The sequence below is a fragment of the Buttiauxella noackiae genome (assembly GCF_000737905.1).
GTDB classification, from domain to species: Bacteria; Pseudomonadota; Gammaproteobacteria; order Enterobacterales; family Enterobacteriaceae; genus Buttiauxella; species Buttiauxella noackiae.
In genome coordinates this window covers 1,369,312-1,385,074 of record NZ_JPRU01000002.1, presented here as the reverse complement: position 1 = coordinate 1,385,074, position 15,763 = coordinate 1,369,312, and the positions used below count along the sequence as shown (strand labels likewise).

The window sequence follows — 15,763 nt, the reverse complement described above, 5'->3', positions numbered from 1 at the left end:
GAAAAAACGCATGTTACAGGTATACCTTGTTCGCCACGGCGAAACGCAGTGGAATGCGCAGCGCCGCATTCAGGGCCAGTCAGACAGTGCGCTGACTGAAAAAGGAGAACGCCAGGCCGAGCAGGTGGCCGAGCGGGTTAAAACGTTAGGTATTACGCATGTGATTGCCAGCGATCTGGGGCGTACGCGCCGCACCGCTGAGATAATCGCGCGGGCATGTGGTGTTGACGTCACGCTAGATGCGCGTTTACGTGAACTGGATATGGGTGTGCTAGAACGCCGTAATCTGGACACGCTAAGCGAGGAAGAAGAGGGCTGGCGTCGTCAGTTAGTTAATGGCACCGCAGATGGGCGTATTCCTGACGGGGAAAGCATGCTCGAGATGAGTGAGCGTATGCACGCGGCTTTAAATGCTTGCCTGGATTTACCTGCTGGCAGTCGCCCATTGCTGGTTAGCCACGGTATGGCGTTAGGTTGCCTGGTGAGTACGATTCTGGGGTTACCGGCCTGGGCTGAACGTCGCTTACGTTTAAGAAACTGTTCAATTTCCCGTGTTGATCACCAGCAAAGCCCGTGGTTGGCTTCCGGCTGGGTGGTTGAAACAGCAGGGGACATCTCACATCTGGACGCCCCTGCGTTGGATGAACTACAACGTTAATTAACGGCGTACTGGAATCAGATACTCACATCTGATCTGCATTGGTCGGTCATGCACACGCGCTTCTTCTTGCGGGAAGAAGCGTTCAATATCCTGGCCTTTGCGACGAGTCAGATTCAGAGACGGCATGCAGGTTCCGTAAATCGTCAGGATAAATTCCTGTAAACCTGTCCCCGGTCCTTCATAGTCGAACTGCACGTAATCCCCACCTTCCAGGCTGACCGGATGAGAATCGGGTAAGAACCCATTCGCCATTTCTGGTGTTAACGCCGTGGTGTAGAAGACTTCTTGTTCGTCATCTTTCTCGATACTTGGGCGCGGTTCATGCAAGCCGTACAATACTCGCGGCAGCGTCGGTGAATTCCCGAGGAACTGTGTCCAGAACTGGATACGCATTTCATTACGGAAATCAGAAATTTGCTCAAGCGTACAGCTGTAACTTTGCGTGACCCCCACCAGGTGGGTTTTTGGCAGCGTGACAAACTGTGCTTGGGGAAGAGTAAACTCATCTAAACGCAACGGCGGACGCATACCGAAAGCGCTCCAGTCAGGTGAGCGACGATAAAGTGCTGGTGTTTGGGCAAATTGCTTTTTGAAGGCGCGAGTAAATGTCTGTTGAGAATCAAAGCGATACTGCAGAGCAATATCAAGGATAGGCCGAGCGGTTAGACGCAGGGCCACAGCTGACTTTGATAAACGACGCGCGCGGATATATGCACCAATGGCATGACCCGTAACATCTTTGAACATCCGTTGTAGATGCCACTTGGAATAACCTGCTTTTGCCGCCACATTATCAAGCGACAGTGACTGATCCAGATGTCCTTCAAGCCAGGTTAATAGATCGCGAATGATCCCTGTCTGATCCATATAATATCCTCATCCTGACACGGCGAGTGCCGTTAATGCGGGCGATGATAGCACTTTTTGTTCTCATAACATTCAGAGTTTTTTTTAACAAGACGTGCCAAAATCAGTTACTCATTCGAACAATTTTATTAATAACGTGATATTTAACGATTTTTTAGCCTAAGGTGTGAATAGTCGCTTAAGGCAATCTTAACTAATGGTAACAATATGAAATATAAAGTTTTAGTCGCGCTTAGTTCATTGCTGTTTATTTCACTGGGTGTTCAGGCGGAAGAAATCGGCTCGGTTGATACTGTTTTCAAGGTGTTTGGCCCTGACCATAAGATCGTTGTTGAGGCATTTGACGATCCGGATGTTAAAAACGTCACTTGTTACATTAGCCGTGCAAAAACGGGTGGCATTAAAGGTGGGTTAGGACTCGCGGAAGATACTTCAGATGCGGCGATCTCTTGCCAGCAAGTTGGGCCAGTAGAGCTAAGCGAAAAAATCAAAGCGGGTAAAACTCAGGGCGATGTTGTGTTCCAGAAACGGACATCCTTGGTGTTCAAGAAACTGCAAGTCGTGCGTTTCTATGATGCTAAACGTAACACTCTGGCCTATCTGGCGTATTCCGACAAAGTGGTCGAAGGTTCACCAAAAAATGCGCTAAGTGCGGTGCCAATTATGCCATGGAAGTAACAGGGAGCATGCGATGAACCAGGCCACTATCTGGTTAGTTGAAGATGAAACCAGTATTGCCGATACGCTGATCTACACGTTACAGCAAGAAGGGTTTTCCGTGCGTGCCTTCGATCGCGGTTTGCCTGTGCTGGACGCTGCGCATGAAGAACGCCCGGACCTGGCTATTCTGGATGTTGGCCTGCCTGATATTAACGGCTTTGAATTATGTCGCCGCCTGCTGGCGGATTACCCGGATCTGCCGCTGCTGTTTCTTACCGCGCGCAGTGAAGAAGTCGACAGGCTGATTGGCCTTGAAATTGGTGCTGATGATTACATCGCCAAACCATTTTCCCCCCGGGAAGTGTGTGCAAGGGTGCGAACGGTACTGCGCCGTTTGCAAAAGCAGCGGCAAAGCCTGGCGGGCAATACTCTGCGCATTGGTCTATTTGAATTTAATGAAATGGCGGCGCAAATTTCCTGGTGCCAGCAACCATTGCAGCTGACGCGTTATGAATACTTGTTATTAAAGACTTTTTTACAGTGGCCTGGTCGCGTATTTTCCCGCCAGCAACTGATGGATCTGGTATGGAGTACAGCCGAAGAAAGTTTTGATCGTACGGTCGACACGCATATTAAAACGTTGCGTGCCAAACTGCGGGTGATCAACCCCGATCTTTCACCGATCAACACACATCGTGGCTTAGGCTACAGTCTTGGTGTGAATTAATGCGCATTGGGATGCGCCTGCTGCTGGGCTATTTTTTGATTGTGGCGATTGCGGCCTGGTTTGTGCTGTCGATCTTTTTACAGGAAGTGAAACCTGGCGTTCGACGCGCAACGGAAGGCACGCTAATTGATACCGCTACGCTACTGGCCGAATTTGCTAAAGCCGATATGCTGGCGGGAAATGCACAAAATGGCCAGCTCACTCAGGCGTTTTCCCGACTTAATCAACACTCCTTCAAGGCCAATATCAGTGGCATTACCAAATCAAAAAATGAATACCGTGTTTATCTGACGGATACGAAAGGCATCGTTTTATTTGATTCCAATGGCAAAGCAACTGGTGAGGATTACTCGCGCTGGAACGATGTCTGGCTGACGCTACAGGGTAAATACGGTGCACGCAGCACGCCAGTAAACGCTAATAACCCTGAAAGCACAGTGATGTATGTGGCCGCACCCGTACGCGATGGGCAAAACATCATTGGTGTATTGAGTGTCGGTAAGCCAAACAGCGCAATGGACCCGGTTATACGCCGCAGTGAGCGACGCATTCTGTGGGCGGGTGTTGCATTACTGGGCATCGCTTTGCTGATAGGTTTCGGATTTGTGCTGTGGATTAACCGAGCCATCGGGAAACTGGTTCGCTATGCAGATTCGGTCACGACTGAACATCCTTTACCGCTACCTAAACCGGCCAGTAGCGAATTGCGTAAGTTGGCGTTGGCGCTAGAAAGTATGCGGCTGAAACTCGAAGGGAAAACGTATATAGAACAGTATGTTCATGCTCTGACTCATGAGTTGAAAAGCCCGATGGCGGCGATTCGTGGTGCGGCAGAAATTTTACGTGAATGTCCGCCGCCAGAAGTTGTGGAGAAGTTCTCTGCGAACATTCTTCAGCAAAATCTGCGTATGCAGAAGCTGGTCGATAATCTATTACGCCAGGCAAAACTGGAAAGCCGGGTTGAAATTGCTGTTCAGCCGATAAATCTGCCAGCGCTATTTTCCTCGTTATGGGATAGCCGTGAAGTGCTTGCCCGCAGTAAACAAATCTCGCTGAGAATCGATAAAAACGTTCCCGAAGAGCTTGTCGTGGAAGGTGATCCAGCTTTGCTTGAGCAAGCTGTTGGTAATTTGCTGGATAATGCGCTCGATTTTACTCCGCGTGATGGGGAAGTGGTTTTAAGTGTTGAACAACATATTGGGCAGACCACCATTCTGGTTTCTGATACCGGAAGCGGGATACCTGATTATGCAAAAGAACGCGTATTCGAACGTTTTTACTCATTACCTCGCAGTAACGGACAAAAAAGCAGTGGCTTAGGGCTGGCATTTGTTCATGAAGTTGCACGTTTGCATCGTGGAACGATAAGTCTGAAGAATCGTTCTGAAGGTGGTGTGCAAGCTCGATTGGCACTGCCTGAAAAATAACTCCAGCACTTCACCGTCCCTTCACATAACTTCATTTAGCCCCCACAAACGCTCGCTATCCTCTGCCCATCAAAAATGGAGGGGACTATGTTTAAATCTGCGTTGTTCTGGAAAGTCATGACCTTGTTGGGATGTATGGTGGTGTTGTTGATTCCACTAAATATGCTCAGTTCGTTAGTTAATGAACGCAGCAGTTATCGGGATGATGTTGAACAGTCGCTGCGCCAAAGTGCCAGTGGCCCGCAAACCATTACGGGTCCACTGATCGCAATCCCCATAACGGAGCTGACGACCGTTATAGAAGACGATAAAGAGATTAAAAAAGAGCGCCGGTTCATTCGTTACTACCTGCCGGAGAACTTGAGTATTGTGGGGAAGCAAACCGTTGAACCACGTCATATCGGTATTTATGAGGGGCAAATCTGGCGCACGGCTATCACGCTGAATGCTACGTTTAATCGCCAGTTGCTCTCAAACGATGTGGGTCCCGATACTCTTATTGGTACGCCATACGTGGTGCTGGCCGTCGGCGACTCACGCGGTATTGGCAAAGTGGGCGAACTGGATATCAACGGTGAGTCTTATCCGATTGAACCCGGTAGCAACCTGCCTGGGGTAGGGCAGGGTCTACATGCCGTTCTCCCTGTAAAACGTCTCCAGGATGAGAAACTTACGCTGCGCTTTAACCTGGATTTGATGGGAACGAAACAGCTTGCTGTGGTGCCTGTTGGGCGTAATAGCCAGTTCAATTTAACCAGCAACTGGCCACATCCTGGATTTATAGGCGATTTTTTGCCGCAGCAGCGCACTGTCACTGATAGTGGCTTTAGCGCCAGCTGGCAAAGTACCTGGTTTGCTAACAATTTGAACACCAGCTTCTATGACGGCCGAATCATTGATGTTGACCACCTTCCGGCATTTAGCGTCACGGTGACGAATCCTGTAGACCAATATCAACTGACAGATCGCGCTGTAAAATATGCCATCCTTCTGATTGGTCTGACATTTATGAGCTTCTTCTTGTTGGAAACACTGACCGGACTGCGTGTACACCCGATGCAGTATTTGCTGGTCGGGCTTTCGCTCGTGATGTTCTATCTCGTTCTACTGGCCGTATCGGAGCACATTGGATTTAACGGAGCATGGCTGCTGGCGAGCCTGGTTTGTGCCGGAATTAACGGTTTTTACCTTAAGGCTGTCCTCAATAGCGGGAAAGTGAGTGCAATGTTTACCATGGGATTATTGATGCTGGATGCGGTGCTCTGGCAGCTTTTGCAATCTGAAGACAGTGCTCTGCTACTTGGAACTGGCGTCCTTTTTGTCGCGCTCTCAGCCATAATGTTACTGACACGAAATATCGATTGGTACGGAATGACAAGGAAAGTGCAGGTGCCGGAAAATGGCGAGATCCAGAAAGATCCGGAGCGGTTCCGATTGTGGAAATAGAGAGATAATCGAGATCAAAGAAAAGGGCGGATGAAAAATCCGCCCTTTCATATTCATGTTTGATTACAGGTTTATTCCTGTAAATCGCCGCAGAAGCGATAACCTTCGCCGTGAATCGTGGCGATGATTTCAGGTGTATCTGGGGTCGATTCGAAATGCTTACGAATACGACGAATTGTTACATCAACGGTACGATCGTGTGGCTTCAGCTCACGACCTGTCATCTTCTTCAGCAATTCAGCACGGGACTGAATTTTCCCAGGGTTTTCACAGAAGTGCAGCATGGCGCGGAATTCGCTACGCGGCAACTTGTACTGCTCACCATTTGGGCTGACCAATGAACGGCTATTGATATCCAATTCCCAACCATTGAACTTGTAGCTTTCAACGGAACGACGTTCTTCGCTGATTGCACCCAGGTTCATAGTACGAGACAACAAGTTGCGCGCACGGATGGTTAATTCGCGTGGGTTGAATGGTTTAGTGATGTAATCATCTGCACCGATTTCAAGACCAAGGATTTTATCCACTTCGTTGTCGCGGCCAGTCAGGAACATCAATGCTACATTGGCTTGCTCACGCAATTCACGTGCGAGCAGCAGGCCATTTTTGCCAGGCAAATTGATGTCCATAATGACCAGGTTGATGTCATTATCGGAAAGGATTTGATGCATTTCAGCGCCATCTGTCGCTTCAAAAACATCATAACCTTCAGCTTCAAAAATGCTCTTTAACGTGTTGCGTGTTACTAATTCGTCTTCGACGATAAGAATATGCGGGGTCTGCATGTTTGCTACCTAAAATTGCCAACTAAATCAAAACAGGAAGTACAAAAGTCCCTGACCTGCCTAATACATGCCAAAAATTAACATGCTGGGCGTAACATGACTAAAGTACGTAATTGCGTTCTTGATGCACTTTCCATCAACGTCAACAACATCATTAGCTTGGTCGTGGGCACTTTTCCCTCTGGACCCGACGGTGTCAAAAACGGTTGTTATCCTATACCATTTTAACAGCAACATAACAGGCAGGACCGCTTTAGACATCTGATAAAACTACGCTTCGTTGACATATATCAAATTCAATTGTAGCACGTTAACAGTTTGATGAAATCATCGTAGCGTTTTGCCACCTTTCATCACAATATTTTAATAAAATATATAATTACATGAATTGATTAGTAAAGAACATAAATCAGATTGATGATAGTGTTAATGTGGATTTTTTTTCATAAAAAACAAATGGATGATGGTATTTATTGTATCGCTGCTTGCTGGTCAAACCACCAATATTTATTCGAGGTGCTTATGATTCGCATTACATTCATTTTATATATTAATGTTACTCAAATGTAAATTTTTGATGCGTATTATCATTTGAAACTTATGAATGTCCAATAACGGGCACTTTTTTTAAAGAGAACTTTAATGCGTTTTTTAATTATTTTGGTCGCACCAGCCAGAGCTGAAAATGTTGGTGCAGCAGCCCGAGCGATGAAGACTATGGGATTTACTGAACTGCGTGTGGTTGATAGTGAAGCCGATCGGCAACCTGAAGCGCGCTGGGTTGCACATGGTTCTGGTGATATTCTTGATAATGCACAGCATTTTAATACGCTGGCGGAAGCCTTGCATGACGTCGATTTTACGATTGCAACCACTGCTCGCAGCCGCGCTAAATTTCATTACTACGCCACACCGCAACAATTGGTTCCATTACTTGAAGAAAAGCGTACCTGGGTAGGCACTGCGGCACTGGTGTTTGGTCGTGAAGATTCGGGGCTGACCAATGAAGAACTCGAACTGGCGGATGTTTTAACAGGCGTACCGATGGTTGCGGATTATCCGTCGCTTAACCTTGGCCAGGCTGTGATGGTCTACTGTTATCAACTGTCAGCGCTTATGCAGCTCCCTGTGCCAGAACATGATGTGGTAGATGCCAAACAGCTAAATGCATTGCGTTCCCGTATCACTGTCTTGCTTGAACGTGTTGAGGTGAGCAGCGACCAAAAAATGGTGGACTGGCTGCAACAGCGTCTTGGTCTGTTAGCCCAGCGCGACACGGCAATGTTGCACCGTTTGCTCCATGATATTGAAAAAAAGTTACCAGAGAATAATGCTGGTAACTGCTTTAATGGCAGTGAGGATGAGGTGTGATACCCCCATTTTTTCAGCGTAATAAGTGCAGTTTTTGCTGCTTTTTCAGCGTTGAGAAGTTGTGTCACTAATAGCGGTAAAATTAAAAATAAATTGACTTAGGCCGTCGGATACTTTAGTCAATATAGGTAAATCATATTAAGAGCACACAACATCCATGATTCGCATCAGCCCAATGACAACCATTATTACAACCACCATTACCACAGGTAACGGTGCGGGCTGACGCATACCAGGAAAAACGAAAAAAGCCCGCACCTAAACAGTGCGGGCTTTTTTTTGGACTAAAAACTCAAGGGTAATAATAAATGCGAGTGTTGAAATTCGGTGGTACTTCAGTGGCAAATGCGGAGCGTTTTCTGCGTGTTGCCGATATCCTGGAAAGTAATGCCAAACAGGGGCAGGTTGCGACCGTGCTGTCTGCCCCGGCGAAAATTACCAATCACCTCGTTGCCATGATTGAAAAAACAATCGGCGGCCAGGATGCCTTACCGAATATCAGCGATGCCGAACGCATTTTCAGCGAACTTCTAAATGGTCTCGCAGATACACAGCCGGGTTTCCCACTCTTGCAGCTCAAGGCATTTGTTGAGAAGGAGTTTGCACAGCTGAAGCATGTCCTGCACGGTATTAGCCTGTTGGGGCAATGCCCGGACAGCATCAACGCCGCCATCATCTGCCGTGGTGAAAAGCTCTCTATCGCTATCATGGCTGAATTGCTTAAAGCTCGCGGTCACAATGTGACGGTTATCAATCCGGTAGAGAAACTTCTCGCTGTTGGGCATTACCTTGAGTCTACTGTAGATATTACTGAGTCCACTCGTCGCATTGCAGCCAGCCGTATCCCGGCTGACCATATGATCTTGATGGCGGGCTTTACTGCCGGGAATGAGAAAGGCGAATTAGTGGTGTTAGGGCGTAATGGCTCTGACTATTCCGCCGCCGTATTGGCTGCGTGTTTACGTGCAGATTGTTGTGAAATCTGGACTGATGTGGATGGTGTTTATACTTGCGACCCACGACAGGTGCCAGATGCCAGGCTTCTGAAATCGATGTCGTATCAGGAGGCCATGGAGCTTTCTTACTTCGGCGCAAAAGTTCTTCATCCACGCACTATTTCCCCTATCGCTCAGTTCCAAATCCCTTGTCTGATTAAAAATACCGGAAATCCGCAAGCGCCAGGCACTCTCATTGGGGCGAAAAGCGATGAAGATGACCTGCCGGTGAAAGGCATCACTAACCTGAATAACATGGCGATGTTTAACGTTTCAGGTCCAGGAATGAAAGGCATGGTGGGTATGGCGGCACGCGTCTTTGCTGCTATGTCCCGCGCTGGAATTTCGGTGGTGCTGATTACTCAGTCTTCCTCTGAATACAGCATCAGCTTCTGTGTGCCGCAGGCGGATTGTGTACGTGCGCGTCGTGCGATGGATGACGAGTTCTATCTCGAACTCAAAGAAGGCCTACTTGAGCCACTGGCGATCATGGAGCATCTGGCAATTATCTCTGTTGTCGGGGATGGTATGCGTACTCTGCGCGGCATTTCTGCGAAGTTCTTCGCAGCCCTTGCCCGCGCCAATATCAACATCGTCGCTATCGCACAGGGTTCTTCCGAGCGTTCAATTTCCGTTGTGGTTAGCAACGATGATGCGACAACAGGTGTGCGCGTGACGCACCAGATGCTATTCAATACCGACCAGGTAATCGAAGTCTTCCTGATTGGTGTGGGCGGCGTCGGTGCGGCATTAGTTGAACAAGTGAAACGCCAGCAGGCGTGGTTGAAGCAAAAGCATATCGATCTGCGTGTATGTGGTATTGCGAACTCGAAAGCGCTGCTGACCAATATTCATGGCCTGAATCTGGACAACTGGCAGGAAGAACTGGCGGCGGCAAAAGAGCCTTTCAATCTTGGGCGCCTGATTCGCCTGGTGAAAGAGTATCACTTGCTGAACCCGGTCATTGTTGACTGTACTTCAAGCCAGGCTGTGGCTGACCAATATGCCGATTTCCTGGGTGAAGGTTTCCACGTGGTAACGCCGAATAAGAAGGCGAACACCTCCACCATGAATTACTACCATCAGATGCGTAATGCGGCGGCAAAATCTCGTCGTAAATTCCTCTACGACACCAACGTAGGGGCCGGTCTGCCGGTAATCGAAAACCTGCAAAACTTGCTCAATGCAGGTGATGAGTTACAACGTTTCTCCGGCGTACTTTCGGGTTCTCTGTCGTTTATTTTTGGCAAGCTCGATGAGGGAATGAGCCTTTCAGAAGCAACCAAAGTGGCCCGTGAGATGGGTTATACCGAACCCGATCCGCGTGATGATCTTTCTGGTATGGATGTGGCGCGTAAGCTGCTTATTCTGGCACGTGAAACCGGTAGTAATTTTGAGCTTTCGGACATCATCATTGAACCAGTATTACCTGAATCGTTCGATTCTACAGGTGATGTTGAGTCATTTATGTCACGTTTACCGCAGTTGGATGATGAGTTCTCTGCGCGAGTTGCAAAAGCCCGTGATGAAGGAAAAGTGCTGCGTTATGTCGGCGTGATTGAAGAAGACGGTAGCTGTAAAGTTAAAATTGATGCGGTGGATGGCAACGACCCATTGTATAAAGTTAAAAATGGCGAAAATGCGTTGGCCTTCTACAGCCATTATTACCAGCCTTTGCCGTTAGTCCTGCGTGGCTACGGAGCAGGAAATGATGTTACTGCTGCCGGTGTTTTCGCCGACTTATTGCGTACTTTGTCATGGAAGTTAGGAGTTTAAGATGGTTAAAGTATACGCCCCGGCTTCCAGTGCCAATATGAGCGTCGGGTTTGATGTTCTGGGCGCTGCCGTATCGCCGATTGATGGCTCGCTGCTTGGGGATTACGTGACTGTTGAAGCGGCAGACACGTTTAGTTTGAGTAACATTGGCCGCTTCGCCAGCAAATTGCCGGACGAGCCGCGTGAAAACATCGTTTATCAGTGCTGGGAGCGTTTCTGCCAGGAAATCGGCAAAAATATTCCTGTGAAGATGACGCTTGAAAAGAGCATGCCGATTGGTTCCGGTCTCGGTTCCAGCGCGTGTTCAGTGGTCGCGGGCCTGATGGCGATGAACGAATACTGCGGCAAGCCACTGAGCGACACGCGTTTATTGAGCTTGATGGGCGAACTGGAAGGGCGCATTTCAGGCAGCGTTCATTATGATAACGTTGCTCCGTGTTTCCTCGGTGGCATGCAACTGATGATTGAAGAAAATGGCATCATCAGCCAGTCTGTACCGGGTTTTGATGAATGGCTTTGGGTGCTGGCATATCCGGGGATTAAAGTCTCTACCGCCGAAGCTCGAGCCATTCTGCCGGCGCTTTATCGCCGCCAGGATTGCATTAGCCATGGTCGCCATCTGGCGGGCTTTATTCACGCATGCCATACCCGCCAGCCACAGCTTGCGGCAAAACTGATGCGTGATGTGATTGCCGAGCCATATCGCGCTAAATTGCTGCCGCGCTTTAACGAGGCACGCCAGGCCGCTGCAGATATCGGCGCGCTGGCGAGTGGTATTTCGGGCTCTGGCCCAACTCTATTTGCGCTGTGCGATAACACTGATACCGCACAACGCGTAGCTGACTGGCTCAGCCAACACTATTTGCAGAACCAGGAAGGTTTTGTACATATTTGCCGTCTGGATACGGCGGGCGCACGAGTTCTGGGATAACGCATGAAACTGTATAACCTTAAAGATCATAACGAGCAGGTCAATTTTGCCCAGGCGATTGTGCAGGGGTTGGGTAAACAGCAAGGGCTGTTTTTTCCACATGATTTGCCGGAATTTGAACTGACCGAAATCGACGAAATGCTGAAGATGGATTTCGTCTCCCGTAGTAGCAAAGTTTTGTCTGCTTTCCTCGGTGATGAAATTCCGCAGGAAATTCTTGAAGAGCGCGTGCGTGCGGCATTCGCTTTTCCTGCACCTGTTAAAAGCGTTGAGCCAGACATTGGCTGTCTTGAGCTGTTCCATGGCCCAACGCTGGCATTTAAAGATTTTGGCGGGCGCTTTATGGCGCAGATGCTGACGCATATCAGTGGTGATAAACCAGTTACGATCCTGACTGCGACCTCTGGTGATACGGGTGCTGCGGTTGCCCATGCATTTTATGGTCTGAAAAACGTACGCGTCGTGATTCTGTATCCGCGCGGAAAAATCAGCCCACTGCAGGAAAAACTGTTCTGTACATTGGGCGGCAATATTGAAACCGTTGCGATTGATGGTGATTTTGATGCCTGCCAGGCGCTGGTCAAACAAGCTTTTGATGATGAAGAGCTGAAAGTGGCGCTGGGGTTAAACTCTGCCAACTCCATCAACATCAGTCGTTTGCTGGCGCAGATTTGCTACTACTTTGAAGCGGTTGCTCAACTGCCCCAGGAAGCGCGCAACCAGCTGGTGGTTTCCGTGCCAAGCGGCAACTTTGGTGATTTGACTGCGGGCCTGCTGGCAAAATCACTCGGCCTGCCAATCAAGCGCTTTATTGCGGCGACCAATGCGAACGATACCGTTCCACGCTTCTTAGCTAACGGCGAATGGACTCCGAAAACGACTGTGGCGACGCTTTCTAACGCCATGGATGTCAGTCAGCCAAACAACTGGCCGCGCGTTGAAGAGTTGTTCCGCCGTAAAACCTGGCGTTTGACCGATCTGGGTTATGCGACCGTGACTGACGAAACCACCAAAGCCACCATGCAAGAGCTGAAAGCGGTGGGTTATGTTTCTGAACCACACGCTGCTATCGCTTACCGCGCGCTGCGTGACCAGCTCCAGCCTGGCGAATATGGCCTGTTCCTCGGAACTGCACACCCAGCGAAATTTAAAGAGAGCGTAGAAGAGATCCTGGGCGAAACTTTGCCACTGCCTGCGGAACTTGCTGAGCGTGCTGACTTACCGCTGCTCTCCCATAATCTGCCAGCAGATTATGCCGCGCTGCGTGAACTGATGATGGGCAAAGCGTAAGTTTTTACGTTTTTCTAAAACCATCCCATTGAGTAATGCCGTTCGCTTAACCGCGAGCGGCATTTTTTTTGGATCGTTACTGTAGCTGGCAACCCGGTTCCACGCTTTGGCTAACAATGCGTGTGAACGTTGGCAGCGGGCAATATCCTTCAGCCGTCTGGTCGCTACAGCCAGGAATTTTTAGCTGCACACTTCCTGCGGGTTCCTTAAGGCTAAGTGGTGTTTGAGCGCGCAACTGCTCGAGTGTCTGATACACCATGCTCACGCTAACATATTGTTTCCCGGCTTTATCAGCCAGGCGCTCAAAGACCAAAGCGCCACCTGGAGGGGTGTTATCTGGTTGTCCTGGCAGCGTCCAGCTTATGTTGAGCATGCCTGAGATGTTGGCGATATTGGTATCGTGCCCGGCAATAAACAGGATCTTATTGTCCGGTGAGATATCAGGCAGCTTGCTTGCGGTGGCGTTCGGGTCCAGTGCATTGCTGATGGCCTGCAATAAAGGCGTTCCGTTATGTCTGGCGATATAAGGCGTGCGAGCCATCAAATCAAATTGGGTGTTATGCAGTTTCAGCAACGCCGCCCACTCTTGCTCTGAATGAATGTTACCCCACGCCGCTTTTGGCATCCCTTGCGCATATTCCAGCAGGAAAATCTCAGCAAGCGTAGACGAAAGGCCGATGGCCCCATCGAGGGTGATTTTGTTGCCGTTCTCTTGAATCGACAGCTTGCTCGGCATGGATTGCCCTAAATCACAGCTTTTATCCACACTATGTTTCTGACACCAGGCAGAATTTGCAAAGTTGAGGGTAGTGTTCATCAAGGCAAGGGAAGGGAGGTAGTGTTGGTTCAGATTATCAATAGGGTTTTGAGCCTCCTTTTCAACGGCCTGTTGAATCTGATTTTTCTCCATTGAGCAAATACCCGCTTTCACCGGATGGAACAAAGGATCGGCCTTTTCAAGATTCTGCTGGTGGTGAATAGTCAAACCACATTGCGGGGCAATTCCTGCCAGGAAAGCTTCGCCCGTTTTAAGCGTACGCTGATCGACGTCTGCCCAGACGTAAACTGAGTTGGGAGCAGGGCAATTTTTCTGCGATAAAATCCCCTGCTGTTGAAACTTCTCGCGATAAAACCCGCCCATCAGCCTAATCAGGTGCTCACCGCGGGGCGTGATGTAACCCAGTTTTACCGGCCATTCAGGCCAGGTATTTGGGGTTACGTCACGCATGGTTTGCGTCATTTTGGTTGGGGCTCTCACACCGTGGCGGCTGAGTATGACCACTTTTTCAACCTGATAACCTGAAGCGGGAGTTTCGCTGGCATACACCGTAGAACCTAATGAACATGCGGTGCCTATTGCGACGAGCAGACCATTTCGAAGCGTTATTTTTTGGCGTTTAAACGCAGATATTGTCATCTACAGCCTCTTTGTATTTGGTGTGTTAAAGCTGGATCTTCAGTCCGACAAATATACTCCAGACGAAAAAAAGTAACGTCGAGTTCGTCTCGTTAGAATGCACGCATATTCGTTTTTTTACGCCTGAATGATGGAGGAATTGTGCAGGAAACAAGGAGGGAAAATGTAGGAATTCCCATTAAATGCGGGCCGTTAGAGATTAGGATTGCGGAGAATAACAACCCCATGCTGTCAGGCATATGCTCTCTTCAACGACCCATTATGGGCATGAATGCAGTAAGGAGTAGCTTATGTTGAAATCAATTGTTCTCGCATTATCGATTCTGGTAGTCGTTCCGCTGGCTGCGCAGGCTTCAGAAATTACGCTTATTCCAGCGGTGAAACTGCAAATTGGCGATCAGGACCGGGGCGGTAATTATTGGGACGGCGGCCACTGGCGGGACCGTGGCTGGTGGAACGACCACTATGAATGGCGTGATAACAGATGGCATCCGCATGACCATCATGGCGATCGCCATGACCACCATGATAAGGACCATCACGATAACGGTAATCACTATGGCCAATACAAGCATCACTAAGCAAAACGCCAGCATTGTGCTGGCGTTTAGTTTTACTGCTCGTGACGCTTAAATACTAATTCATGTTTACCGGAAGCCGCTTCATCAAAGAAGTAACCGTCAGTGTTAAAACCCGTTAGTTGCTCAGGTTTAGTGAGTCGGTTTTCGATGATGTAGCGGCTCATCAGGCCGCGGGCTTTCTTGGCATAGAAACTAATGACTTTAAATTTGCCATTCTTCTCATCAAGGAACACCGGCTTGAAGATTTCTGCATTGAGTTTTTTCGGTTTTACCGATTTGTAGTACTCATCTGAAGCCAGGTTAATCACAACATTGTCACCTTGAGCTTCCAGCGCCTGGTTCAGTTTCTCGGTAATGGTGTCACCCCAGAAATGATACAGATCTTTACCCTGCGGGTTCTCAAGCTTAATGCCCATCTCCAGACGATATGGTTGCATCAGATCAAGTGGGCGCAATACGCCGTACAACCCGGATAGCATCCTTAAATGCTGCTGGGCGAAATCGAAATCTGCATCGCTAAATCCTTCAGCCTGCAACCCTGTATACACATCACCTTTAAACGCCAGAATGGCCTGACGCGCATTTTGTGGGGTGAATTCCGGGTGCCACTCGTGAAAACGGGTTTCGTTGAGTGAAGCCAGTTTGTCGCTGATATGCATCAGTGATGAGATTTGCGGCGCGCTAAGTTTACGAGCCACGGCAATCAACTGCTGGGAATAGTCCAGAAGCTCAGGTTGCGTATAGCGATCGGTCGGAAGATCGCTTTGATAATCCAAGGTTTTTGCAGGTGAAATTAAAATTAGCATGTTTGTTCCTGGCCGAATTA

General features: G+C 48.8%; 15 protein-coding genes, 1 pseudogene and 1 other annotated feature. Of the genes and pseudogenes, 12 read left to right on the top strand and 4 right to left on the bottom strand.

The genetic code is table 11. The features are described 5' to 3' along the window. Positions 1-10: 10 nt before the first annotated feature. The gene (gene gpmB / locus IX31_RS14800; RefSeq protein WP_034459450.1) at positions 11-658 is read left to right on the top strand and encodes a 2,3-diphosphoglycerate-dependent phosphoglycerate mutase GpmB; all 648 of its coding nucleotides are present in this window, start codon (positions 11-13) and stop codon (positions 656-658) included. Here the strand turns inward: gpmB and robA are convergent, their stop codons facing one another. Then, positions 659-1,528, bottom strand: a complete 870-nt coding sequence (gene robA / locus IX31_RS14795) for an MDR efflux pump AcrAB transcriptional activator RobA (protein ID WP_034459448.1) — start codon at positions 1,526-1,528, stop codon at positions 659-661. Between the two features lie 207 nt (positions 1,529-1,735). Here robA and creA point away from each other — a divergent pair, with 207 nt between their 5' ends. The 4 genes from creA to creD all read left to right on the top strand — a co-directional run bounded on the left by creA (position 1,736) and on the right by creD (position 5,788). After that, entirely contained in the window at positions 1,736-2,206 is a 471-nt protein-coding gene (gene creA / locus IX31_RS14790) for a protein CreA (RefSeq protein WP_034459446.1), read from the top strand. A 13-nt stretch (positions 2,207-2,219) separates the two neighbouring features. Then, positions 2,220-2,915 (top strand): two-component system response regulator CreB, encoded by a 696-nt coding sequence (creB, locus tag IX31_RS14785; protein WP_034459443.1) that lies wholly within the window; start codon positions 2,220-2,222, stop codon positions 2,913-2,915. Then, on the top strand, positions 2,915-4,342 hold the full coding sequence (gene creC, locus IX31_RS14780; RefSeq protein WP_034459442.1) for a two-component system sensor histidine kinase CreC: 1,428 nt from the start codon (positions 2,915-2,917) through the stop codon (positions 4,340-4,342). The genes creB and creC overlap by 1 nt, the downstream gene beginning before the upstream one ends. Before the next feature lie 87 nt (positions 4,343-4,429). Continuing rightward, on the top strand, positions 4,430-5,788 hold the full coding sequence (gene creD / locus IX31_RS14775; RefSeq protein ID WP_034459440.1) for a cell envelope integrity protein CreD: 1,359 nt from the start codon (positions 4,430-4,432) through the stop codon (positions 5,786-5,788). A gap of 71 nt (positions 5,789-5,859) precedes the next feature. Here creD and arcA read toward each other — a convergent pair whose 3' ends face one another. Then, on the bottom strand, positions 5,860-6,576 hold the full coding sequence (gene arcA / locus IX31_RS14770) for a two-component system response regulator ArcA (protein ID WP_034459438.1): 717 nt from the start codon (positions 6,574-6,576) through the stop codon (positions 5,860-5,862). A gap of 96 nt (positions 6,577-6,672) precedes the next feature. Here arcA and yjjY point away from each other — a divergent pair. The 6 genes and pseudogenes from yjjY (at position 6,673) to thrC (ending at position 12,939) form a co-directional block, all read left to right on the top strand. Further along, positions 6,673-6,815, top strand: a pseudogene (gene yjjY / locus IX31_RS23235) (YjjY family protein). A 403-nt stretch (positions 6,816-7,218) separates the two neighbouring features. After that, positions 7,219-7,947: a tRNA/rRNA methyltransferase gene (locus IX31_RS14765; protein ID WP_051880726.1), complete on the top strand. Its 729-nt coding sequence runs from the start codon at positions 7,219-7,221 to the stop codon at positions 7,945-7,947. Between the two features lie 157 nt (positions 7,948-8,104). Then, on the top strand, positions 8,105-8,173 hold the full coding sequence (gene thrL / locus IX31_RS22455; RefSeq protein ID WP_072009468.1) for a thr operon leader peptide: 69 nt from the start codon (positions 8,105-8,107) through the stop codon (positions 8,171-8,173). Beyond that, positions 8,112-8,229: a sequence feature (Thr leader region), on the top strand. It overlaps the preceding gene by 62 nt. 26 nt (positions 8,230-8,255) lie before the next feature. Further along, complete coding sequence (thrA, locus tag IX31_RS14760) at positions 8,256-10,718, top strand: bifunctional aspartate kinase/homoserine dehydrogenase I (RefSeq protein ID WP_034459435.1); 2,463 nt, start codon at positions 8,256-8,258, stop codon at positions 10,716-10,718. Position 10,719: 1 nt separating this feature from the next. Beyond that, complete coding sequence (gene thrB / locus IX31_RS14755) at positions 10,720-11,649, top strand: homoserine kinase (protein ID WP_034459432.1); 930 nt, start codon at positions 10,720-10,722, stop codon at positions 11,647-11,649. A gap of 3 nt (positions 11,650-11,652) precedes the next feature. Further along, the gene (thrC, locus tag IX31_RS14750) at positions 11,653-12,939 is read left to right on the top strand and encodes a threonine synthase (RefSeq protein WP_034459429.1); all 1,287 of its coding nucleotides are present in this window, start codon (positions 11,653-11,655) and stop codon (positions 12,937-12,939) included. 76 nt (positions 12,940-13,015) lie between these two features. Here the strand turns inward: thrC and IX31_RS14745 are convergent, their stop codons facing one another. Then, positions 13,016-14,356 (bottom strand): AppA family phytase/histidine-type acid phosphatase, encoded by a 1,341-nt coding sequence (locus IX31_RS14745; protein WP_034459427.1) that lies wholly within the window; start codon positions 14,354-14,356, stop codon positions 13,016-13,018. A gap of 290 nt (positions 14,357-14,646) precedes the next feature. Between IX31_RS14745 and IX31_RS14740 the strand changes: the two genes are divergently transcribed. Further along, positions 14,647-14,937 (top strand): DUF2502 domain-containing protein, encoded by a 291-nt coding sequence (locus tag IX31_RS14740; RefSeq protein WP_034459425.1) that lies wholly within the window; start codon positions 14,647-14,649, stop codon positions 14,935-14,937. A gap of 32 nt (positions 14,938-14,969) precedes the next feature. Here IX31_RS14740 and yaaA read toward each other — a convergent pair whose 3' ends face one another. Then, entirely contained in the window at positions 14,970-15,743 is a 774-nt protein-coding gene (gene yaaA, locus IX31_RS14735; protein WP_034459423.1) for a peroxide stress protein YaaA, read from the bottom strand. Positions 15,744-15,763 lie beyond the last annotated feature (20 nt).